The organism is Photobacterium sp. DA100 (assembly GCF_029223585.1).
Lineage (GTDB): Bacteria > Pseudomonadota > Gammaproteobacteria > Enterobacterales > Vibrionaceae > Photobacterium.
In genome coordinates, this window is sequence record NZ_CP119423.1 from 239040 (window position 1) to 260616 (window position 21577).

Genomic DNA, 21577 nt, shown 5'->3' on the forward strand with positions numbered 1-21577 from the left:
GCAAGAATAAGTGCGGAGTCTACCGCAAAGCGGCGGTGACCGCTAATATCGCCCTGCAATGAGAAAAGGGAAGCATGCAGGAGGCTAAGGGCGATTAATCGATCTTCTTTGGCTGCAATTATGTATTATGTGGATATAGGTTAATGAAAAGTTGTAACTCATGGTGAAATAAACCTATTTTGCCGCTGAACAAGGAATGCTATGTCAGCAAAAGGACTTCCACGCATACTCGTACTCTATGCCCATCCCGATCCGGAGGCTTCGGTCGCTAACCGCGCCATGCTGGCGGCAATTGGCAGTTTGCCCCATGTCACGGTCCATGATCTCTATGCGGCCTATCCCGATTTTTTCATCGATATCACCCTCGAGCGCGAGTTGGTCAGGGACCATGATGTCATCGTGTTCCAGCACCCGCTGTATATGTATTCCTGCCCGTCGCTGCTCAAGGAGTGGATCGATGTGGTCCTGAGCAAGGGGTTTGCCCATGGTGAGGGAACACAGACCCAGGGCAAGTACTGGCGCTCGGTGATCACCACCGGCGGGGCGGCGGAAGCCTATACCCCGGATGGCTACAACCGCTGCAGTGTCGATGAAATCCTTCGCCCGTTCGAGCTCAGTGCCATGCTGTGCCGGATGACTTGGCTGCCCCCGCTGGTGCTGCACTGGGCGCGGCGAATACCGGCCCAGGAGCGCCAGCAACACGCCGAGCTTTACCGCCAATGGCTGGAAGCACCAATGGCCTTGATGGAGGAGGTGAAGGATGGCGAGTGATGTATTGTCGGTCAGTGTCGTTTTCCTTGCCGCCGCGGTGGTGGCGGTGCCGATCGCCCAGCGGTTGGGGTTGGGCTCGGTGCTGGGCTATCTGTTGGCGGGGATCGCCATTGGTCCGTGGGGGCTGAGGCTGATTTCTGATGTCGATGCGATTCTCCATTTCTCCGAATTCGGTGTGGTGCTGCTGCTGTTCCTCATAGGCCTGGAGCTCAACCCCAAGAAGCTGTGGCAGATGCGCAAACCGATTTTGGGGCTGGGCGGCAGCCAGGTGGTGGTGACAAGCTTGGTGATAGCGGCCTTGGTGCTGCTGTTGGCCGGGCAATCATGGCTGCCCGCGGTGTCCTGGCGGGATGCCCTGGTGGTCGGGATGGGGCTGGCGTTGTCGTCGACGGCGATTGCCCTGCGGGTGATAGAAGAGCAAAACCTGGGGGGCAGCGAAACCGGCCAGTCCGGTTTCGCGGTGCTGCTGTTTCAGGATATCGCGGTGATCCCGATGCTGGCCTTCCTGCCGGTCCTGGCCGGGGGCGGCGGTGGCAGCTGGATTGATTTTGCCTGGATGATCGGCGGCATTCTTGCCTTGCTGGTCGGTGGCCATTTCCTGTTGCGGCCACTGTTTCGCTGGGTGGTGCTGAGCGGCGTGCGCGAGCTGTTCAATGTCGCGGCCTTGCTGCTGGTGATAGGCATTGCGCTGGGGATGCAGTCTCTGGGGTTGTCGATGGCGCTCGGGACCTTTTTGGCTGGCGTGCTGCTGGCCGAGAGTGAGTACCGGCACGAGCTGGAAATCGCTATCGAGCCGTTCAAGGGGCTGTTGCTGGGGCTGTTCTTTATCTCGGTCGGGATGGCCGTCAACCTGGGCTTGCTGCTGCAGTACCCGTTGCAGATATTGCTCGCGGTGGTGGCGCTGATCAGTATCAAAGGTTTCATTCTGTACGGCTTGGCACGCCTGTTTGGGATCCGGGCCAAGTCGCGCAGCCAGATGGCGGCGATCCTCAGCCAGGGCGGGGAGTTTGCCTTTGTCCTGTTTACCGCGGCAATGGGCGAGGGGCTGTTGGGGCGCGAGCTATCGGCGTTCCTGCTGGTGGTGGTCAGCCTGTCGATGATGACAACGCCGCTGATTTTGCTGTTGCAGGACAAGTGGTTTATCCGCACCTTCAAAGCGGAAGCCGAGGCAGAATTGGAATCGGATGTGATCGACCGTGAGCCGCGGGTGATCATTACCGGTTTTGGCCGCTTCGGCCAGGTGGTCGGGCGTTTGCTGTTTGCCAACAAAATCCGGGTAACGGTGCTGGAGCGGGACCCGAGCCAGATCCAATTTCTTCGCAAGTTCGGCTACAAGGTGTATTACGGTGATGCGACCCAGTTGGACTTGCTGCGCGCGGCGGGGGCCGACAAGGCCGAAGCCATCATTATCTGCACCGACGAGCCGGACGAGGTGATGGAAGTGGTCGATTTGTGCCAGCAGTATTTTCCTAAGCTTAAAATACTGGCGAGGGCCAGGAGCCGGGTCGAGGCACACGAGCTGCTCAGTCACGGGGTGGAGAATTTTTCCCGCGAAACTTTTGCCGGTGCCCTTGATTTGGGACGCCAGGCCCTCATATCCCTTGGTATGCACCCTTATCAGGCCAAGCGGGCCGAGGCCCATTTCCGCCGCTTGGATACCACCGCCTTGAGAGACTTGTTGCCGCAGCACTCGGAAGACGTCCATTTGGCAACCCGGGCCCGGGAAGCCCGCAAGGAGCTGGAAGAAATCTTTGATAGGGAAATGCGGGGGGAGCGCGAGCGGCATGATGGCTGGGACTGACCAGCCCCCCATCTCGAACACAGTGGCAAGGAGCGAAAGCATGGCCAAGAAACGGTTTATCGCCGGTGCAGTCTGTCCAAGCTGTAGTCAGCAGGATACGTTGCGCTGGTGGCAGGAAAATGATGTGGAGCGGGTCGAGTGTGTGGCCTGCGGCCATAGCGATGTGAGAGCACCTCAGTCGGTCGAGCAGAGTGAGCAGCTCTCTTCGCAAACTAAACAACAGGTTATCGGGATATTCAAGCCCGAGGACTGATCCGGCTGCACAGCCTTTAAACAGAATATTGGCATCTTGCTGCCATTATCCGGTATCATGCGGGCGAAATCCTTTGATACCCAGTTCAAAATTGGAGTAAACATGAAAGTCGCTAAAGACATCGTAGTAAGCCTGGCTTACCAAGTGAAGACCGAAGACGGCGTGGTTGTTGATCAGTCGACAACAGAAGCACCTCTTGATTACCTACACGGCCACAACAACCTGATCGTAGGTTTGGAGAAGGCGCTTGAAGGCCGCGAAGCTGGCGACAAGTTTGAAGTGACAGTTGCTCCAGAAGAAGCGTACGGCGAGCACATCGACGCTATGGTTCAGCGCGTACCGGCTGACGTATTCCAGGGCGTAGACGAAATCACCGTTGGTATGCGTTTTCTAGCAGACACTGATCAGGGCCCAATCCCTGTGGAAGTGACTGAAGTTGACGGTGACCACGTGGTGGTTGACGGCAACCACATGCTAGCCGGTCAGACTCTGACTTTCGGCGTAGAAGTTGTTGCTGTTCGTGCTGCGACTGAAGAAGAAATCGCTCACGGCCACATCCACCAGGGTGGCGGCTGCTGTGGCGGCGGTAGCTGCGGCGACCACGACCACGGTGAGAAAGAAGAAGGCTGCTGCGGCGGCGAAGAAAAAGGCGGCTGCGGCTGCTCGCACTAATCATTTCTAATGGTTGAGTGATCAAAAACGGGAAGCATTTGCTTCCCGTTTTTATTTTCAAATCAATAATGCGGTGGCGGGGTCTCTTCCGACTCGCTGGCCAGGTTCGACGGCTCCATTCCCTTGACCTTGCCGACCATGAACTTCATCTGGGTCTGCATTTTCTCAATCAGGAACTGCTGCTCGGTGAGGGCCTGGTTTAGCTCCTCGATAGTTTGCTCCTGGAAAGCCTGCTTCATTTCAAGCTCGTCGATACGGGCCTGTAGCTGTTCGATTTCTTTCATTGCGTTATTCCGTCGTCCATTGCTGGGCGATACCTGCCGAAGTGCCCGAGATCACATGACCTTCGGGAGTAATGGCCACATCATACACCACCGCAGCGGGTGGTCGAGTATCTTGTTTGGCTGCGGCCTCCCAGCGGCCGAGGTTATCTCCGCTCTGGGTATCCCATAACTCAATCCGCCGGGCCGGGGTGCCGGTCGCAAGCTGTTGGCCGTCATCGGAAAAACGGGCGCTGGAGATAATCTGTTGGCGCAGGCGCACCGCCAGCGAGGAAACCTGTCTGCCGCTTGGCAAATCCCAGATAAGAATATTGTTACTGCCGTCGGCGGTCATCGCCAGTTTGCCGTCGCGCTGCAGGGCGACCCGGCTGATCCGGCTCTGGTGCTCGAAGCGTTGCAGGATCTGGCCGCTTTGGGTATCCCAGAGATAGGCGGAGTGATCATTGCCGCCCGACAGGGCGTAACGGCCATTGGCAGAAATGGCAACGGAATTGACTTTTTCTCGGTGGGCAAGGAACTCTAGCCGTCTTCCGCTGCCCAAGTCGACGTACAGTGCTTTACTGTTGGACAGCGCCAGCAGTACATGCTGGCCATTGTTGGCAATTGCCACGTCGCGGATCAGACCGTCGGAAATGGACCATAACCCTTCGGACTGTCCCCAGGCGAGATCCCACACGGCAAAGTTCTGTGCGGTGGCGGTAATTGCATAGCGGCCGTTGTCGGAAATCTGGCTGCTGAGTACCGTATTGTGATATGGATCTTGAGAACCAAAATCAGCTAACTTTTTGTTTTGCTGTAAGTCCCACAGCACGATACCTTGTTGGTCTGAGTGGTAAAGGGCAAACCGTCCGTCCCGGCTGAGGCTGAAACTGGTGGTGCCTTCCGGAGCGAGTTGCCAGCGATTTAACTCTTTGCCGGAAAAAAAACAGCCAGTGAGGATGAAAAGTGCCAAAATGAAACATGGCACGTATCTTTTTGTTTGCATTAAGGTCTTGTTCCACTTGGTTAACACATAGTGTCATTGCCTTATGAATGCACTGTCGGCAGTGAATTCATAAGGTGCGTATTAGTATATTGATCTACAGTGCTTTTCATACCGCTTGATGAAAAGACTGATGACTGATTTTTGAGGCATTGCCTCAGTTTAAAATGGAGAAACACATGAAACCTGTTCTAAAGATGTCTGTTTTGGCTGCAACGATCCTGCTAGCTGTCGGCTGCCAAGATGAAAAAGCAGCGGAGACAAAATCGGCAGAGCCTGCAAAAGTAGAGCAGGTGGCAGCTGAAGCCGCACCTGCGACTTTTGCTTCTGAGGATGACAAAGCTGCTTACGCTATCGGGGCGTCGTTGGCCCAGTACCTAGCAGCTAACCTGGACCAGCAGAAAGAGCTGGGCTTGGATCTGAGCCGTGAGCAAGTACTGGCCGGTGTTACCGATGTGTTTGCGGGCAATAGCCGCCTAACGCCGGAAGAAACCCAGCAGGCGCTGCAATCACTTGATCAGCGCGTGTCGGAAATGGCCATGCAGAAAGCACAGGAAGAAGCAGAGAAGAACATGAAGGCTGGTGAAGAGTACCGTGCCGAGTTCGAGAAAAAAGACGGTGTGGTGAAGACCGAGTCGGGTCTGCTATACCAGGTTGATACTGAAGGTGAAGGTGACAAGCCTGCGGCTACTGACACGGTTAAGGTTCACTACAAAGGTATGCTGACTGATGGCACTGAGTTCGACAGCTCTTACGCTCGCAACCAACCGGCCACTTTCCCGCTAAACCAGGTCATTTCTGGTTGGACTGAAGGTGTTCAGCTAATGCCTGTTGGTTCTAAGTTCACATTCGTTATCCCACCTGAGCTGGCTTACGGCTCGCAGGCCAACCCAAGCATTCCTGCTAACTCGACGCTAGTATTCGAAGTTGAACTACTGGATATCGTGAAGGCTGACAAGCCGGCTTCTGAAGAAGAAACGCAGTAATCGACAACCCGTTTGCCGATAATTATGATTTGAAAAACCCAGCATTTGCTGGGTTTTTTTATCATTCTAGTTGTATATGACGCGAAAATGTTCAGGCTAGTGTCTGAAATCTGATAAACTTGCAAGCAAGATTTTAAAATTTATCAATCGCCGTGAAAGTTTTTCTCGGCGAGGCATAGCCTATTCTATTAATTTTTCCCATTTCTGTGGCGCAGAAGTTAAATAGAATGGGCAACAGCAAGGAAGATAGACGCGTGGTATCTACTGAAAACTTTGGCTCAGAGGTGATGGTCGAGAGCGACTTGATTGAGCCGCGTGCTTTTAGCGAGCACGATTACATTATCCTACGTTCGTACGAGGCGGTGGTTGACGGTTTGGCGGCCTTGATTGGTCCGTTCTGTGAAATCGTGCTGCACTCGCTGGCCGATCTCAACACCTCGGCGATTAAGATTGCCAATGGTGAGAATACCGGTCGTAAAGTCGGCTCGCCGATCACCGATCTTGCCCTGCGCATGCTGCGTGATATCGAAGGCTCTGAGCGTAACTTTTCTCGTGCCTACTTTACCCGTGCCAAGGGCGGCGATTTGATGAAATCGATCACCATCGCTATCCGCAATGGCGACAATGACATCATTGGCCTGTTGTGTATCAACATCAATTTGGATGCGCCGTTCTCGCAGATCCTGCAGTCCTTTATGCCGACCGATGAAGCCAAGCAAGCGGCCTCGAGCGTCAACTTCGCCAGTGATGTCGACGAGCTGGTGGATCAGACGGTCGAGCGCACCATCGAAGAAATCAATGCCGACAAGAACGTGTCGAACAATGCCAAGAATCGCCAGATCGTGATGGAGCTGTTCGACAAGGGTATTTTCGATATCAAGGATGCGATCAACCGGGTGGCAGACCGCCTCAATATCTCCAAGCACACGGTCTACCTCTACATCCGCCAGCGCAAAACCGAGGATGGCGAAAAATGAGCCTGAACTATGTGCTGGTGGTGGAAGGCCCGGCTTACGGGACCCAGTCGGCACGTTCGGCCTACCAGTTCGCCAGCACACTGGTGGCAGAAGGCCATCGCCTGTCGCGGGTGTTTTTCTATCAGGACGGGGTCTATAACGGCTCTGCCCTGACGGCACCGGCGTCGGATGAGTTTGACCTGGTAGCGGCCTGGCAGCAGCTGGCCCAGGCGCACGGCACCGAGCTGCAAACCTGTGTGGCGGCGGCTTTGCGCCGGGGTATTGTCAGTCCCCAGGAAGCCGAGCAGAACCAGTTGGCAGGCAGTAACCTGGCCGCCGGATTTGAGCAGGCGGGGTTGGGCGGCTTGGCCGAAGCTATGCTGACCGCCGACCGTGTCATTCAGTTCTAACGGGGATAGCCATGACTACCTTAGGTTTTGTGTTCCGCCATGCCCCGCATGGCAATGCCTCTGGCCGAGAGGGGTTGGACGCCGTACTGGCCACCTCGGCGTACAGCGAGGATATCTCGTTGTTTTTCCATGGCGATGGCGTGTACCAGCTGCTGCAAGGGCAGCAGCCGGCAGACATTTTGTCGCGCGACTATATCGCGACCTTCAAGATGCTTGAGCTGTATGATATCGAGCAGGTCTACGTCTGCCGCCAGTCACTGCAGGCGCGTGGTTTAAGCGCGGATGACTTGCTGATCGATGTCATCGAATGCGAGTCAGCCGAGTTTTCCGATCACCTGCATGCCTGCCAGCGCGTGCTGACGTTCTAGCCCCATCCGTTTTCGAGGCAAGTATGCTCCATATCTTTACCCGCTCCCCTTTTCAAACGCAGGCTTATGTCGAAGCCGCCGCAATGATCAGTCCAAATGACTCGATTTTGTTGATCCAAGACGCAGTTATCGCTGCTACGGTTGAAAATAGCCCAATTTTTTCGTTGCGCGATGCTGGCGTAAAAATTTTTTTACTGGCTGAGGATCTGGCTGCACGCGGGCTGCAAGATAAGCTCAAGCTGGATGTCAATGTTGTTGATTATAAAGGCTTTGTTGGCTTGACGGTCGATTGCGAAACGCAAATGAAGTGGGTCTAACTGGCATTCGCAAACCTTGGAAAACCCGTGGATATCAGGTTGATTAAGAAATAATCATTTGATTGATCGCTGGTTACATCTTGACACCCTTGGGTGCGATGCCTAAAATTTCGCGTCCTCCTGTTGTTGGGAGGCAGATTTTTCACATTTACGAAAGTAATATTTTCAGGAGCTATTTAATGGCAACTATTAACCAGTTGGTACGTAAGCCACGTGCTAAGCAAGTTGTAAAAAGCAACGTGCCTGCACTAGAAGCGTGCCCACAGAAGCGTGGTGTATGTACTCGTGTATACACTACTACTCCTAAAAAACCTAACTCAGCACTTCGTAAAGTTTGTCGTGTACGTCTGACAAACGGCTTCGAAGTAACATCGTACATCGGCGGTGAAGGTCACAACCTTCAGGAGCACTCAGTTGTTCTAATCCGTGGTGGTCGTGTTAAAGACCTTCCGGGTGTGCGTTACCACACCGTTCGTGGTGCACTTGACTGTGCAGGCGTAAATGACCGTAAACAAGGTCGTTCTAAGTACGGTGTGAAGCGTCCTAAGTCTTAATGGATTCCGTTAAGTAAGGCCAAACACTAAAATTATTTAATTTTGAAGAAACTGAAAAGTTTTGGATAACCTGAAGAAGACAACGGAGAATATCCATGCCACGTCGTCGCGTAATCGGTCAGCGTAAGATCCTTCCAGATCCAAAGTTCAAATCTGAATTGCTGGCAAAATTCGTTAACATCCTAATGGTTGACGGTAAGAAATCTACTGCTGAGAAAATTGTTTACTCTGCACTAGACACAATGGCTGAGCGTTCTGGTGAAGAACACCTAGCTATCTTTGAAAAAGCTCTTGAAAATGTACGTCCAGCGGTAGAAGTTAAGTCTCGCCGTGTGGGTGGTTCAACTTACCAGGTGCCTGTAGAAGTACGTCCAGTACGTCGTAACGCACTAGCTATGCGTTGGTTGGTTGAAGCTGCGCGTAAGCGTGGTGAAAAATCTATGGCTCAGCGTCTTGCAGCAGAAATGCTAGATGCGGCTGACAACAAAGGTTCTGCTGTTAAGAAACGTGAAGACGTTCACCGTATGGCAGACGCGAACAAAGCGTTCGCACATTACCGCTGGTAATCACCTCGGTAATACAAATAGGGCGCGGCAAGCTTGGCTTGTCGCGCCTAAACCATACTCTAAGGACTCCCTTAGTAAGAGGATACTGCCGTGGCTCGTAAAACGCCTATCGAGCGCTACCGTAACATCGGTATTTGTGCTCACGTTGACGCCGGTAAAACAACAACTACCGAGCGTATCCTGTTCTATACAGGCTTATCTCACAAAATTGGTGAGGTTCACGACGGCGCAGCTACCATGGACTGGATGGAGCAGGAGCAGGAGCGTGGTATCACAATCACATCTGCTGCCACTACAACCTTCTGGCGTGGTATGGAAGCTCAGTTCCCTGAGCACCGCGTAAACATCATCGATACCCCTGGACACGTTGACTTTACCATCGAGGTAGAGCGTTCATTGCGTGTACTTGATGGTGCGGTTGTTGTTTTCTGTGGTTCTTCAGGTGTTGAGCCTCAGTCTGAAACCGTTTGGCGCCAGGCTGACAAGTACGAAGTACCGCGTATGGTTTTCGTAAACAAGATGGACCGTGCTGGTGCCGACTTCCTTCGCGTCGTCGACCAGATCAAGAACCGTCTTGGTGCGAACCCAGTGCCTATTCAGCTGAATATCGGTGCTGAAGACGAATTCAAAGGCGTTGTTGACCTTATCAAGATGAAGGCCATCAACTGGAATGAAGACGATCAGGGTATGTCATTTACCTATGAGGACATTCCGGCTGACATGGTTGAGCTTGCTGAGGAATGGCGTCAGAACCTGGTTGAATCAGCCGCGGAAGCGTCTGAGGAGCTGATGGACAAGTACCTTGAAGAAGGTGAGCTGTCTGAAGCGGAAATCAAGGCCGGTCTTCGCCAGCGTACGCTAGCGAACGAGATCGTGCTGGCAACCTGTGGTTCAGCATTCAAGAACAAAGGTGTTCAGGCTGTACTTGATGCAGTAATTGAATACCTGCCTTCGCCAACGGAAGTGAAAGCTATCCGCGGTGAAGACGAAGACGGTAACGAAGTTGAACGCCACTCAAGCGATGACGAACCATTCTCAGCGCTAGCGTTCAAAATCGCGACCGACCCATTCGTTGGTAGCTTGACCTTCATGCGCGTCTACTCTGGAGTTGTAAATTCAGGCGACACTGTCTACAACTCAGTAAAAGAAAAACGCGAGCGTTTCGGTCGTATCGTTCAGATGCACGCGAACAAACGTGAAGAAGTCAAGGAAGTCCGCGCGGGTGATATCGCGGCAGCGATTGGCCTGAAGAACGTCACCACCGGTGACACCCTATGTGACCAGGACCACAAAGTGATCCTAGAGCGCATGGAGTTCCCAGAGCCAGTCATTCAAATCGCTGTTGAGCCTCGCTCTCAGGCTGACCAAGAGAAAATGGGTATTGCGCTAGGTAAACTGGCTGCAGAAGATCCATCATTCCGCGTCGAAACCGACCAGGAATCTGGTCAGACTTTGATTTCAGGCATGGGTGAGCTTCACCTGGATATCATCGTTGACCGTATGAAGCGCGAATTCAGCGTTGAATGTAACGTTGGTAAACCGCAGGTGGCATACCGTGAAACTATCCGTGGCAAAACGGAAGTGGAAGGTAAGTTTGTCCGCCAGTCAGGTGGTCGCGGTCAGTATGGTCACGTATGGCTGAAAATCGAACCATCGGAGCCTGATGAAGGTTTCGTGTTCGTGGATGAAATCGTTGGTGGTGTGGTACCGAAAGAGTACATTGGTGCTGTTGCTAAAGGTATCGAAGAGCAGATGAACAATGGTGTGCTGGCTGGCTATCCTGTACTGGATGTCAAGGCGACCCTGTTCGACGGTTCTTACCATGACGTTGACTCCAACGAAATGGCATTTAAGATTGCCGGTTCTATGGCATTCAAGAAAGGTGCGCTAGAAGCGGATCCTGTTATTCTTGAGCCATTGATGAAGGTTGAAGTAACTACTCCGGAAGACTGGATGGGTGATGTTGTTGGTGACCTTAACCGTCGCCGCGGCATGATCGAAGGGATGGACGAAGGCCCAGCTGGCCTGAAGATTGTCCGTGCCAAAGTACCGCTTTCGGAAATGTTCGGTTACGCAACCGACTTGCGTTCTGCGACCCAGGGTCGTGCGTCATACTCGATGGAATTTAGCGAATACGCTGATGTTCCTAAGAATGTCTCCGACGCTATTATCGCCGAGCGCGGTTAATCGCAAGATCTATATTGCGCCGATGGCTGTTGGCGCATAAAATAGCAACTTCTGACGCGTCCCATAAAAATTTCGGTGGGGCGTATCATAACTAGGAAGGAACACGATCGTGTCTAAAGAAAAATTTGAACGTACGAAACCGCACGTTAACGTTGGTACTATCGGCCACGTTGACCACGGTAAAACTACTCTAACTGCTGCTATCTGTACTACTCTAGCTAAAGTATACGGTGGTGAGGCTAAAGACTTCGCATCTATCGATAACGCTCCAGAAGAGCGCGAGCGTGGTATCACAATCTCTACTTCTCACGTAGAGTACGATACTCCATCTCGTCACTACGCACACGTAGACTGCCCAGGACACGCCGATTACGTTAAAAACATGATCACTGGTGCTGCGCAGATGGACGGTGGTATCCTAGTTGTTGCTGCGACTGACGGCCCAATGCCTCAGACTCGTGAGCACATCCTACTAGGCCGTCAGGTTGGTATCCCTTACATCATCGTGTTCATGAACAAGTGTGACATGGTTGATGACGAAGAGCTTCTAGAGCTAGTTGAGATGGAAGTACGTGAACTTCTATCTGAGTACGACTTCCCAGGTGACGACTGCCCAGTAATCATGGGTTCTGCTCTTGGCGCACTAAACGGCGAGAAAGAGTGGGAAGACAAGATTGTTGAGCTAGCTGAAGCACTAGACAACTACATCCCAGAGCCAGAGCGTGCAATCGACAAGCCGTTCATCCTACCAATCGAAGATGTATTCTCAATCCAGGGCCGTGGTACTGTTGTAACTGGTCGTGTTGAGCAGGGTATCATCACTGTAGGTGACGAAGTAGCAATCATCGGTATCAAAGACACTATCACAACTACTTGTACTGGTGTTGAGATGTTCCGTAAGCTTCTTGACGAAGGCCGTGCTGGTGAGAACGTTGGTGTTCTTCTACGTGGTACTAAGCGTGACGAAGTTGAGCGTGGTCAGGTTCTTGCTAAGCCAGGTTCTATCACTCCGCACACTACTTTCGAGTCAGAAGTATACGTTCTGTCTAAAGACGAAGGTGGCCGTCACACGCCATTCTTCAAAGGCTACCGTCCACAGTTCTACTTCCGTACAACTGACGTAACTGGTACTATCGAGCTACCAGAAGGCGTAGAAATGGTTATGCCTGGTGACAACATCAAGATGGTTGTTACTCTAATCGCTCCTATCGCGATGGACGAAGGTCTACGCTTCGCTATCCGTGAAGGTGGCCGCACAGTAGGTGCTGGTGTTGTTGCTAAGATCGTTGCTTAATTTGCAATAGTCTAACGACACTAAGAAAAGGGAAGCTTCGGCTTCCCTTTTTGCTATCTGGCTTATTGGTCTGCATTTTTAGTCATGTTTGTCTTTATATTTGTAAATCGCATAAACCCTAATTTTCTATTGCCAAACGATCTATTGAAGTCGTGGGTCACAACTAGTAATGCAAACAATTCTCGTTTATATTCTTTCCGTCAACATTAGGATGGAATGAATATGTACGTTTGCCTCTGCCACGGTATTTCCGACAAGAAGATCATGAAACTTGCTGACCAGCATGGCATCAGTGATGTCCGCGGTATTCGCCAGTTCACCCCGTTGGGTTCGCAGTGCGGCAAATGCATTCGCCAGGCCAAAGAAGTCATCGAGCAGGCGACGGTCACTCGGTACAAGAAAGCCAGCTAAAACACCGCTTTCCACGCTGTCTCTTTTGACACGCTTCCGATCGGTTCTATGCTTATGGGAACTGACAGAGGAGTGTTTTGTAATGAAAGCCGATCCGAAAATCATCCAGCACCTCAACAAAGTCCTCGGCAACGAGTTGGTTGCCATTAACCAGTATTTCCTCCATGCCAGAATGTACAAAGACTGGGGCCTTAAGCATCTTGCCGACAAGGAATATCACGAGTCCATCGACGAGATGAACCATGCGGATCATCTGATTGAGCGCATCCTGTTTTTGGAAGGGCTGCCGAACCTGCAGGATCTTGGCAAGCTCAATATCGGTGAAGATACCCAGGAAATGCTTGAGTGTGACCTGGCGTTGGAGATGGCCGCGATTCCGGACCTGAGAGATGCGATTGCTTATGCTGAAGAAGTAAGGGACTACGTGTCGCGGGATCTATTCCAGGACATCCTCGAAGACGAAGAGGAGCATGTCGACTGGCTCGAAACCCAGCTTGGGCTGATCGAGAAGATGGGGATCGCCAACTATAACCAGGCCCAGATTGTCGATGAAGATGATTAGGGTCGGGGGGCAGAGACTCCTGGCTCCTGAGTAGAGCGAGATCTACCTCTATGGTAAAGCATGTAAACCCACATCAGTGTGGGTTTTTGGGTTCTAGGAATAATACTGCACAAGGCCCTAGGAAAAGCGGGTTCTGGTTCCTAGGAAAAGATTAAGAGCTAAAGAGTTTGAAGCAGCGCTATGGTATTTGAGTCTTTTGCAGAACCCAACCCAGAAGCCAGCCCCCAAACTGCAAGAACCAGGAACTTACTTCCTTCTTGATTAATTTTCCGGCAGGGCTTGCGTTCGAAACTGTGATCTGTATAATGCCCTCCACTGCCTGAGGATATAGCCTTGTAACTGCAGTTGTGAACCAATAAGCGTTGAGGAAGAAACTGCTAGCCAGTTTGCTAAATGTATACTCTGACTTATGTTCGCAGTCATTAAATTGACTGACAATGTGTCCGATAGGGACACTACGTTCACATAAATCAATCGGCATTCTCTCGTCTTTACGAGTCTGAGTGGCGATATTGTTTGTGTAATTTTTATTATTGGAGCTCTGTCTCATGCAGAACCAACGTATTCGTATCCGCCTTAAGGCGTTCGATCACCGTTTGATCGATCAGTCGACTGCGGAAATCGTTGAAACAGCTAAGCGTACTGGCGCGCAGGTTAAGGGTCCAATCCCACTACCTACTCGCAAAGAGCGTTTCACTGTTCTTATTTCTCCTCACGTTAATAAGGACGCACGTGACCAGTACGAAATCCGTACTCACAAGCGCCTTATCGACATCGTTGAGCCAACAGACAAAACTGTTGACGCTCTTATGCGTCTAGACCTAGCTGCTGGCGTTGATGTTCAGATCAGCCTAGGTTAAGGGGAGATAAGAGAATGATTGGTCTAATCGGTCGTAAAGTGGGCATGACCCGCGTATTTACCGAAGATGGCGTTTCTATCCCAGTAACTGTGGTTGAAGTTGAAGCTAACCGCGTTTCTCAGGTTAAATCTGTAGAAACTGACGGCTACAACGCAATCCAGGTAACTACTGGTTCAAAGAAAGCTAACCGTGTTTCTAAGCCAGAAGCTGGCCACTTTGCGAAAGCAGGTGTTGAAGCGGGTCGCGGTCTTTGGGAATTCCGTCTAGAGAACAACGAAGAGTTCGCTGTTGGCGCTGAGCTAACTGTTGAGCTGTTCAACGAAATTAAAAAAGTAGACGTTACTGGTACATCTAAGGGTAAAGGCTTCCAGGGTGCTGTTAAGCGCTGGAACTTCCGTACTCAAGATATGACTCACGGTAACTCCTTGTCTCACCGTGCTCCTGGTTCTATCGGTCAGTGTCAGACTCCAGGTCGCGTATTTAAAGGCAAGAAAATGGCTGGTCACATGGGTGCTGAGCGTGTAACGACTCAGAACCTAGAGATCGTACGTGTTGACGCTGAGCGCAATCTGCTTCTTATCAAAGGTGCAGTACCAGGTGCTACAGGTGGCAACGTGATCGTTAAACCAGCTGTTAAAGCGTAACGTCGAGGAGTTAGTAATGGAATTGGTAGTCAAAGGCGCTGATGCGCTAACTGTCTCCGAAACTACTTTTGGGCGTGACTTCAATGAAGCGCTTGTACACCAGGTAGTTGTTGCTTACGCAGCAGGTGCTCGTCAGGGTACACGTGCTCAGAAGACTCGTTCTGACGTTTCTGGTGGTGGTGCTAAACCATGGCGCCAGAAAGGTACAGGCCGCGCTCGTGCAGGTACAATCCGTAGCCCACTATGGCGTACCGGTGGTGTAACTTTCGCTGCTCGTCCACAGGACCACAGCCAGAAAGTTAACAAGAAAATGTACCGTGGTGCTATGAAGAGCATTCTTTCTGAGCTAGTTCGTCAAGAGCGTCTAATCGTTGTTGATAACTTCTCTGTAGAAGCACCAAAAACTAAAGCGCTAGTAGCTAAGCTTAAAGAGCTTGAGCTGACTGATGCGCTGATCGTAACTGGCGAACTAGATGAGAATCTATTCCTAGCTGCACGTAACCTATACAAAGTAGACGTACGTGATGCTAAGGCAATCGACCCAGTTAGCTTGATCGCTTTCGATAAAGTTGTGATGACTGCTGAAGCAGTTAAAGCAGTTGAGGAGATGCTAGCATGATCACTGAAGAGCGTATTCTAAAAGTTCTACGTGCTCCGCACATCTCTGAAAAAGCAACTATGGCTGCTGAAAACGGTAACACTATCGTATTCAAAGTAGCTAAAGATGCGACTAAGAAAGAGATCAAAGCAGCAGTTGAGAAACTGTTCGAGGTTGAAGTTAAGTCTGTAAATACTCTTATCACTAAGGGTAAGACCAAGCGTCAAGGTATGCGTCAAGGCCGTCGTTCAGACGTTAAGAAAGCCTACGTTATCCTGAAAGAAGGTCAAGACATCGACTTCGCTGGTAGTGCAGAGTAAGGCTAGGAGCAAAGAAGAATGGCTATTGTAAAATGTAAGCCGACTTCCCCAGGTCGTCGCCACGTAGTTAAAGTGGTTAACTCTGACCTGCATAAGGGTAAGCCGTACGCACCACTAACTGAGAAAAAATCTAAGTCAGGTGGTCGTAACAACAACGGTCGTATCACAGTACGTCACATCGGTGGTGGTAACAAGAATGCTTACCGTATCATCGATTTCAAACGTACTAAAGATGGTATCCCAGCGAAAGTTGAGCGTCTTGAATACGATCCAAACCGTAGCGCAAACATTGCTCTAGTTCTGTACGCAGACGGTGAGCGCCGCTACATCATCGCACCTAAAGGTCTTCAGGCTGGTGACACTATCCAGTCTGGCGCAGATGCTGCTATCAAAGTTGGTAACACTCTACCAATGCGCAACATCCCAGTAGGTTCAACAGTACACTGTGTTGAGCTTAAGCCTGGTAAAGGTGCTCAGCTGGCTCGTTCAGCTGGTGCATACGCTCAGATCGTTGCACGTGCAGGCACTTACGTGACTCTACGTCTACGTTCTGGTGAGATGCGTAAAGTTCTTGCTGAAGGTCGTGCGACTCTAGGTGAAGTTGGTAACGCAGAACACATGCTACGTGAGCTAGGTAAAGCTGGTGCTTCACGCTGGCGCGGTGTTCGCCCAACTGTACGTGGTGTTGTAATGAACCCAGTAGACCACCCACACGGTGGTGGTGAAGGCCGTACTTCTGGTGGTCGTCACCCAGTTACACCTTGGGGTGTTCCTACTAAGGGTTACAAGACTCGTAAGAACAAGCGTACCGACAAGTACATCGTACGTCGTCGTAACAAGTAATTTATATCAGAGGATAAGCCATGCCACGTTCTCTCAAGAAAGGTCCTTTTATTGACCTGCACTTGCTGAAGAAGGTAGAGAAAGCGGTGGAAAGCGGTGACAAGAAGCCTGTTAAGACTTGGTCCCGTCGCTCAATGATCATCCCTCAGATGATCGGTTTGACCATCGCTGTCCATAATGGTCGTCAGCACGTTCCTGTTTTCGTTTCTGAAGAAATGATCGGTCACAAGCTAGGCGAATTTGCACCAACACGCACTTACCGCGGCCACGCTGCGGATAAGAAAGCTAAGAAGCGCTAAGAGGAGTATAGGTAATGGAAGCTATCGCTAAACATCGCTTTGCTCGCATCTCACCGCAGAAAGCTCGTTTGGTTGCAGATCAACTGCGCGGTAAGCCAGTTGCTCAAGCTCTAGAAATTCTACAGTTCAGCAACAAAAAAGCTGCTGATCTAATCAAGAAAGTTCTAGAGTCAGCTATCGCTAACGCAGAACACAACGAAGGCGCAGATATTGATGATCTATCAGTAGCTAAAATCTTCGTTGACGAAGGTCCTACCATGAAGCGTATTATGCCTCGTGCTAAAGGCCGTGCCGATCGCATCTTGAAGCGTTCTAGCCACATCACTGTTGTTGTAGCAGACCGCTAAGAGACTAGGAGAGAAAGCAATGGGTCAAAAAGTACATCCTAATGGTATTCGTCTTGGCATCGTTAAGCCATGGAATACCACTTGGTTTGCTAACAGCCAAGAGTTCGCTGACAACCTAGACGGCGACTTCAAGGTACGTCAGTTCCTTACTAAGGAACTTTCAAAAGCGTCTCTATCACGCATCGTTATCGAGCGTCCTGCTAAGAGCATCCGTGTGACTATCCACACTGCTCGTCCAGGCGTTGTTATCGGTAAGAAAGGTGAAGACGTAGAAAAACTACGCGCTCGCGTTGCTAAGATCGCTGGTGTTCCAGCTCAGATCAACATCGCTGAAGTACGTAAGCCTGAGCTAGACGGTCAGCTAGTTGCAGACAGCATCTCGTCTCAGCTAGAGCGTCGTGTTATGTTCCGTCGCGCTATGAAGCGTGCAGTTCAGAACGCTATGCGTCTTGGCGCTAAAGGTATCAAGGTAGAAGTAAGCGGTCGTCTAGGCGGCGCTGAAATCGCACGTTCTGAGTGGTACCGTGAAGGTCGTGTACCTCTACACACTCTACGTGCTGACATTGATTACGCAACTTCTTCGGCTCACACCCAGTACGGTGTAATTGGCGTTAAAGTTTGGATCTTCAAAGGTGAAGTTCTAGGCGGCATGCCAGTAGAAGAGCCAAAGGCTGACAAGCCTAAGAAGCAGCGCAAAGGCCGTAAATAAGGAGTTTATTGATGCTGCAACCTAAACGCACTAAATTCCGCAAGACCCACAAGGGTCGTAACCGCGGTCTAGCGAACGGTACTGACGTAAGCTTCGGTACATTTGGTCTTAAAGCAGTTGGCCGTGGCCGTATTACTGCTCGCCAGATCGAAGCAGCTCGTCGTGCGATGACTCGTCACATCAAACGTCAGGGCCAAATCTGGATTCGTATCTTCCCAGACAAACCAATTACATCTAAGCCTCTTGAAGTTCGTCAAGGTAAAGGTAAAGGTAACGTTGAATACTGGGTAGCTCAAATCCAACCTGGTAAAGTTCTGTACGAGATGGATGGTGTTCCTGAAGCGCTAGCACGTGAAGCATTCAACCTTGCTGCACGTAAGCTACCAATCAAGACAACATTCGTAACTAAGGCGGTGATGTGATGAACGCACAAGATCTGCGCGCTAAAAGCGTTGAAGAACTGAATGCTGAGCTTGTGAACCTACTGCGCGAGCAGTTCAACCTGCGCATGCAGGCTGCAACTGGTCAGCTACAGCAGACTCACACTCTAAAAGCAGTACGTCGCGATATCGCACGTGTTAAAACCGTTCTGACAGAGAAGGCTGGCGCATAATGAGCGATAAAATTCGTACTCAGCTTGGTCGCGTAATCAGCGACAAGATGGACAAGTCTATCGTTGTTGCTATCGAGCGTAAGGTGAAACACCCAATCTACGGTAAGTACATCACTCGCACGACTAAGCTTCACGCACACGACGAGAACAACGAGTGTGGCCTAGGCGACACTGTTGAGATTCGTGAGTGCCGTCCACTGTCTAAGACTAAGTCTTGGACTCTGGTACGCGTAGTAGAAAAAGCTCGCATCTAAGCGAACTTAACTACGATATAACAGAGCGGCCCCGAAAATATTTTGGGGCCGTTCATTTTTTGTCTACCCAACGGTCGAAAAGAGTGTTATCATTCGCCGCCTTTGAAGAAAAGGCAAATCGACCCGTGATGGGTCTAGATGTTTAAAATTAGCGGAGCACTAACATGATCCAAATGCAAAGTATGCTTGACGCAGCGGATAACTCCGGCGCTCGTAGCGTAATGTGTATTAAGGTTCTGGGTGGTTCACACCGTCGCTATGCACATATCGGTGATGTCATCAAGGTTACTGTTAAGGAAGCGATTCCTCGCGGTAAAGTTAAGAAAGGTGACGTTCTGAAAGCGGTGGTTGTGCGCACTCGTAAAGGCGTACGTCGTCCAGACGGCTCTGTCATTCGCTTTGACCGTAACGCTTGCGTATTGTTGAACGACAACACTGAGCAACCAATCGGTACTCGTATCTTCGGCCCTGTGACTCGTGAGCTTCGTGGCGATAAGTTCATGAAGATCGTTTCACTAGCGCCTGAAGTACTGTAAGGAGCGACTAAAATGGCAGCTAAAATCCGTCGTAACGACGAAGTTATCGTTCTTACTGGTAAAGACAAAGGTAAGAAAGGTAAAGTAACTAAGGTTCTAGCAACCGGTAAAGTAATCGTTGAAGGTATCAACCTTGTTAAGAAGCACCAGAAGCCAGTACCGGCTATGGGCATCCAAGGTGGCATCGTTGAAAAAGAAGCTGCAATCGACGCTTCTAACGTTGCAATCGTTAACGGTGAAGGTAAAGCGGACCGTGTAGGCTTCCGATTTGAAGACGGCAAAAAAGTTCGTTTCTTCAAGTCGACTGGCGAAACTATCAAGTAATTTTTGGAGTAGTACTATGGCGAAACTGCATGATTACTACAAAGAGACTATTGTAAAAGAGCTTGCTGACAAGTTCGAATACAAGAGCATCATGCAAGTCCCAAGGATCGAAAAAATCACACTTAACATGGGTGTGGGTGACGCGATCAACGACAAGAAGCTTCTAGAGAATGCTGCTGCTGACATGACTGCAATCGCAGGTCAGAAGCCGCTAATCACTAAAGCTCGTAAGTCTGTTGCTGGCTTTAAGATCCGTGAGGGCTACCCTATTGGCTGTAAAGTGACTCTACGTGGCGAACGTATGTGGGACTTTTTCGAGCGTCTAATCTCAATTGCTGTACCTCGTATTCGCGATTTCCGTGGTCTAAACCCGAAATCATTCGATGGTCGTGGTAACTACAGCATGGGCGTTCGTGAGCAGATTATCTTCCCAGAAATCGATTACGATAAAGTAGATCGTGTACGTGGTCTTGACATCACTATCACTACTACTGCGAATTCTGACGAAGAAGCTCGTGCTCTGCTGTCTGCTTTTAACTTCCCATTCCGTAAGTAAAAGTAAGGGTTACTAATGGCTAAAGAATCAATGAAGGCACGCGAAGCTAAACGTGCCAAGCTAGTAGCTAAGTTCGCTGAAAAGCGTGCTGCGCTAAAAGCTCTAATTAGCGACGTGAATGCGTCTGAAGAAGATCGCTGGAATGCAGTGCTTAAGCTTCAGTCACTACCACGTGATTCTGCGAAGTCTCGTCAGCGTAACCGCTGTAACCAGACTGGACGTCCACACGGCTACCTACGTAAGTTTGGTCTATGCCGTATCAAGGTTCGTGAAGCTTGCATGAAAGGCGAGATTCCGGGTCTGCGTAAAGCAAGCTGGTAATTTTTTACCATTTTAGAATCACGGAGTATTGACTTATGAGCATGCAAGATCCGATTTCGGATATGCTGACCCGCATTCGTAACGGTCAGGCAGCGAAAAAAGTTGCTGTTAAAATGCCATCTTCTAAGCTAAAAGTTGCAATCGCTGCACTGCTTAAAGAAGAAGGTTACGTGGCTGACTACACTGTTTCTGGTGAAGTTAAGCCTGAGCTAGAAGTTACTCTTAAGTACTTCGAAGCTAACCCAGTTATCGAGCAAATCCAACGTGTATCACGTCCTGGTCTGCGCATCTACAAGAAGAAAGATGCACTTCCATCAGTGATGGGTGGCCTTGGTATTGCTGTTGTTTCCACTTCCAAGGGTCTGATGACCGACCGCGCTGCACGCAAAGCGGGTCTTGGCGGTGAGATTATCTGCTACGTAGCATAATAGGAGTAGGAAATGTCTCGTGTTGCAAAAGCACCAGTAGTTATTCCTGCCGGCGTAGAAGTTAAGCTTAACGGTCAGGAAATCACTGTTAAAGGTGGTAAAGGCGAACTATCTCGCGTTATCCACGAAGCAGTTGTTCTTTCCCAGGAAGAGAACGCTATCACTTTCGGTCCTCGCGAAGGTTTCGAGAAAGCTTGGGCACAGGCAGGTACTGCACGTGCACTAGTTAACAACATGGTTGTTGGTGTTACTGAAGGTTACACCAAGAAGCTTACCCTTAAGGGTGTTGGTTACCGTGCTGCTATCAAAGGCAACGCAGTAGCGCTAACTCTTGGCTTCTCTCACCCAGTTGAGCACGAACTTCCAGCAGGTATCAAAGCTGAATGTCCATCACAAACTGAAATCGTACTAACTGGTACTGATAAGCAGCTTGTTGGTCAGGTAGCTGCTGATATTCGCGCTTACCGTAGCCCTGAGCCTTACAAAGGTAAAGGTGTTCGTTACGCCGATGAAATCGTGCGTACTAAAGAAGCTAAGAAGAAGTAAGGTAACAC

At 50.5% G+C, this 21577-nt stretch carries 34 protein-coding genes; 32 read left to right on the plus strand and 2 right to left on the minus strand.

Annotation, left to right across the window (positions count from 1 at the left end; translation table 11 throughout):
* The first annotated feature begins 201 nt into the window (after positions 1-201).
* The 4 genes from kefG (at position 202) to slyD (ending at position 3497) form a co-directional block, all read left to right on the plus strand.
* Positions 202-771, plus strand: coding sequence for a glutathione-regulated potassium-efflux system ancillary protein KefG (kefG, locus tag PTW35_RS01170; protein WP_281026215.1), 570 nt, complete (start codon positions 202-204; stop codon positions 769-771).
* Positions 761-2572, plus strand: a complete 1812-nt coding sequence (gene kefB, locus PTW35_RS01175; protein ID WP_281026216.1) for a glutathione-regulated potassium-efflux system protein KefB — start codon at positions 761-763, stop codon at positions 2570-2572. The genes kefG and kefB overlap by 11 nt, the downstream gene beginning before the upstream one ends.
* A gap of 40 nt (positions 2573-2612) precedes the next feature.
* A complete protein-coding gene (locus tag PTW35_RS01180) occupies positions 2613-2825 on the plus strand; it encodes a YheV family putative zinc ribbon protein (protein ID WP_281026217.1) in 213 nt (70 codons plus the stop codon).
* A gap of 102 nt (positions 2826-2927) precedes the next feature.
* On the plus strand, positions 2928-3497 hold the full coding sequence (gene slyD / locus PTW35_RS01185) for a peptidylprolyl isomerase (protein ID WP_281026218.1): 570 nt from the start codon (positions 2928-2930) through the stop codon (positions 3495-3497).
* A 62-nt stretch (positions 3498-3559) separates the two neighbouring features.
* Here the strand turns inward: slyD and PTW35_RS01190 are convergent, their stop codons facing one another.
* A complete protein-coding gene (locus PTW35_RS01190) occupies positions 3560-3781 on the minus strand; it encodes a SlyX family protein (RefSeq protein WP_281026219.1) in 222 nt (73 codons plus the stop codon).
* Between the two features lie 4 nt (positions 3782-3785).
* Complete coding sequence (locus PTW35_RS01195; RefSeq protein ID WP_281026220.1) at positions 3786-4763, minus strand: hypothetical protein; 978 nt, start codon at positions 4761-4763, stop codon at positions 3786-3788.
* 176 nt (positions 4764-4939) lie between these two features.
* On the opposite strand from PTW35_RS01195, the gene fkpA reads away from it, so the two are divergent.
* The 28 genes from fkpA to rplF all read left to right on the plus strand — a co-directional run bounded on the left by fkpA (position 4940) and on the right by rplF (position 21569).
* Complete coding sequence (gene fkpA / locus PTW35_RS01200; protein ID WP_281026221.1) at positions 4940-5746, plus strand: FKBP-type peptidyl-prolyl cis-trans isomerase; 807 nt, start codon at positions 4940-4942, stop codon at positions 5744-5746.
* A gap of 254 nt (positions 5747-6000) precedes the next feature.
* Positions 6001-6723: a transcriptional regulator gene (locus tag PTW35_RS01205; RefSeq protein WP_039468940.1), complete on the plus strand. Its 723-nt coding sequence runs from the start codon at positions 6001-6003 to the stop codon at positions 6721-6723.
* A complete protein-coding gene (gene tusD, locus PTW35_RS01210; RefSeq protein ID WP_281026222.1) occupies positions 6720-7112 on the plus strand; it encodes a sulfurtransferase complex subunit TusD in 393 nt (130 codons plus the stop codon). Before PTW35_RS01205 ends, tusD begins: the two co-directional genes overlap by 4 nt.
* Positions 7113-7123: 11 nt before the next feature.
* On the plus strand, positions 7124-7480 hold the full coding sequence (gene tusC, locus PTW35_RS01215) for a sulfurtransferase complex subunit TusC (protein ID WP_281026223.1): 357 nt from the start codon (positions 7124-7126) through the stop codon (positions 7478-7480).
* A 23-nt stretch (positions 7481-7503) separates the two neighbouring features.
* Entirely contained in the window at positions 7504-7797 is a 294-nt protein-coding gene (gene tusB / locus PTW35_RS01220; protein ID WP_281026224.1) for a sulfurtransferase complex subunit TusB, read from the plus strand.
* Between the two features lie 179 nt (positions 7798-7976).
* On the plus strand, positions 7977-8351 hold the full coding sequence (gene rpsL / locus PTW35_RS01225) for a 30S ribosomal protein S12 (protein ID WP_004399892.1): 375 nt from the start codon (positions 7977-7979) through the stop codon (positions 8349-8351).
* Between the two features lie 95 nt (positions 8352-8446).
* Positions 8447-8917 (plus strand): 30S ribosomal protein S7, encoded by a 471-nt coding sequence (gene rpsG / locus PTW35_RS01230; protein ID WP_039468866.1) that lies wholly within the window; start codon positions 8447-8449, stop codon positions 8915-8917.
* 90 nt (positions 8918-9007) lie between these two features.
* Entirely contained in the window at positions 9008-11104 is a 2097-nt protein-coding gene (fusA, locus tag PTW35_RS01235) for an elongation factor G (protein WP_281026239.1), read from the plus strand.
* Between the two features lie 109 nt (positions 11105-11213).
* Positions 11214-12398 carry an elongation factor Tu gene (gene tuf, locus PTW35_RS01240; RefSeq protein ID WP_281026240.1) on the plus strand — a complete coding sequence of 395 codons (1185 nt, stop codon included), beginning with the start codon at positions 11214-11216 and terminating at the stop codon, positions 12396-12398.
* A 222-nt stretch (positions 12399-12620) separates the two neighbouring features.
* A complete protein-coding gene (gene bfd, locus PTW35_RS01245) occupies positions 12621-12809 on the plus strand; it encodes a bacterioferritin-associated ferredoxin (protein ID WP_039465447.1) in 189 nt (62 codons plus the stop codon).
* 82 nt (positions 12810-12891) lie between these two features.
* Positions 12892-13371: a bacterioferritin gene (bfr, locus tag PTW35_RS01250; RefSeq protein WP_281026241.1), complete on the plus strand. Its 480-nt coding sequence runs from the start codon at positions 12892-12894 to the stop codon at positions 13369-13371.
* A gap of 548 nt (positions 13372-13919) precedes the next feature.
* Positions 13920-14231: a 30S ribosomal protein S10 gene (gene rpsJ / locus PTW35_RS01255; protein ID WP_002541412.1), complete on the plus strand. Its 312-nt coding sequence runs from the start codon at positions 13920-13922 to the stop codon at positions 14229-14231.
* A 14-nt stretch (positions 14232-14245) separates the two neighbouring features.
* Positions 14246-14875 carry a 50S ribosomal protein L3 gene (rplC, locus tag PTW35_RS01260; protein WP_039465436.1) on the plus strand — a complete coding sequence of 210 codons (630 nt, stop codon included), beginning with the start codon at positions 14246-14248 and terminating at the stop codon, positions 14873-14875.
* Between the two features lie 16 nt (positions 14876-14891).
* Positions 14892-15494 carry a 50S ribosomal protein L4 gene (gene rplD, locus PTW35_RS01265; RefSeq protein WP_281026242.1) on the plus strand — a complete coding sequence of 201 codons (603 nt, stop codon included), beginning with the start codon at positions 14892-14894 and terminating at the stop codon, positions 15492-15494.
* Positions 15491-15793 (plus strand): 50S ribosomal protein L23, encoded by a 303-nt coding sequence (gene rplW / locus PTW35_RS01270; protein ID WP_039465430.1) that lies wholly within the window; start codon positions 15491-15493, stop codon positions 15791-15793. Before rplD ends, rplW begins: the two co-directional genes overlap by 4 nt.
* Before the next feature lie 18 nt (positions 15794-15811).
* The gene (gene rplB, locus PTW35_RS01275; RefSeq protein WP_281026243.1) at positions 15812-16636 is read left to right on the plus strand and encodes a 50S ribosomal protein L2; all 825 of its coding nucleotides are present in this window, start codon (positions 15812-15814) and stop codon (positions 16634-16636) included.
* Between the two features lie 20 nt (positions 16637-16656).
* Positions 16657-16935 carry a 30S ribosomal protein S19 gene (gene rpsS, locus PTW35_RS01280; RefSeq protein ID WP_007469141.1) on the plus strand — a complete coding sequence of 93 codons (279 nt, stop codon included), beginning with the start codon at positions 16657-16659 and terminating at the stop codon, positions 16933-16935.
* Between the two features lie 14 nt (positions 16936-16949).
* Positions 16950-17282 carry a 50S ribosomal protein L22 gene (rplV, locus tag PTW35_RS01285; RefSeq protein WP_007469139.1) on the plus strand — a complete coding sequence of 111 codons (333 nt, stop codon included), beginning with the start codon at positions 16950-16952 and terminating at the stop codon, positions 17280-17282.
* A 19-nt stretch (positions 17283-17301) separates the two neighbouring features.
* Positions 17302-17991 carry a 30S ribosomal protein S3 gene (rpsC, locus tag PTW35_RS01290; RefSeq protein WP_281026244.1) on the plus strand — a complete coding sequence of 230 codons (690 nt, stop codon included), beginning with the start codon at positions 17302-17304 and terminating at the stop codon, positions 17989-17991.
* Positions 17992-18002: 11 nt separating this feature from the next.
* A complete protein-coding gene (rplP, locus tag PTW35_RS01295; protein ID WP_039465418.1) occupies positions 18003-18413 on the plus strand; it encodes a 50S ribosomal protein L16 in 411 nt (136 codons plus the stop codon).
* On the plus strand, positions 18413-18604 hold the full coding sequence (gene rpmC, locus PTW35_RS01300) for a 50S ribosomal protein L29 (protein WP_007469134.1): 192 nt from the start codon (positions 18413-18415) through the stop codon (positions 18602-18604). Before rplP ends, rpmC begins: the two co-directional genes overlap by 1 nt.
* Positions 18604-18858, plus strand: coding sequence for a 30S ribosomal protein S17 (gene rpsQ / locus PTW35_RS01305; RefSeq protein WP_039465415.1), 255 nt, complete (start codon positions 18604-18606; stop codon positions 18856-18858). The genes rpmC and rpsQ overlap by 1 nt, the downstream gene beginning before the upstream one ends.
* Before the next feature lie 164 nt (positions 18859-19022).
* Entirely contained in the window at positions 19023-19394 is a 372-nt protein-coding gene (gene rplN, locus PTW35_RS01310; protein ID WP_004410450.1) for a 50S ribosomal protein L14, read from the plus strand.
* A gap of 12 nt (positions 19395-19406) precedes the next feature.
* The gene (gene rplX, locus PTW35_RS01315) at positions 19407-19718 is read left to right on the plus strand and encodes a 50S ribosomal protein L24 (protein WP_039465411.1); all 312 of its coding nucleotides are present in this window, start codon (positions 19407-19409) and stop codon (positions 19716-19718) included.
* Between the two features lie 16 nt (positions 19719-19734).
* Entirely contained in the window at positions 19735-20274 is a 540-nt protein-coding gene (gene rplE / locus PTW35_RS01320) for a 50S ribosomal protein L5 (RefSeq protein ID WP_039465408.1), read from the plus strand.
* 15 nt (positions 20275-20289) lie between these two features.
* A complete protein-coding gene (rpsN, locus tag PTW35_RS01325) occupies positions 20290-20595 on the plus strand; it encodes a 30S ribosomal protein S14 (protein ID WP_039465406.1) in 306 nt (101 codons plus the stop codon).
* A 35-nt stretch (positions 20596-20630) separates the two neighbouring features.
* The gene (gene rpsH, locus PTW35_RS01330) at positions 20631-21023 is read left to right on the plus strand and encodes a 30S ribosomal protein S8 (RefSeq protein ID WP_064606082.1); all 393 of its coding nucleotides are present in this window, start codon (positions 20631-20633) and stop codon (positions 21021-21023) included.
* A gap of 12 nt (positions 21024-21035) precedes the next feature.
* Positions 21036-21569: a 50S ribosomal protein L6 gene (rplF, locus tag PTW35_RS01335; protein ID WP_281026245.1), complete on the plus strand. Its 534-nt coding sequence runs from the start codon at positions 21036-21038 to the stop codon at positions 21567-21569.
* Positions 21570-21577 lie beyond the last annotated feature (8 nt).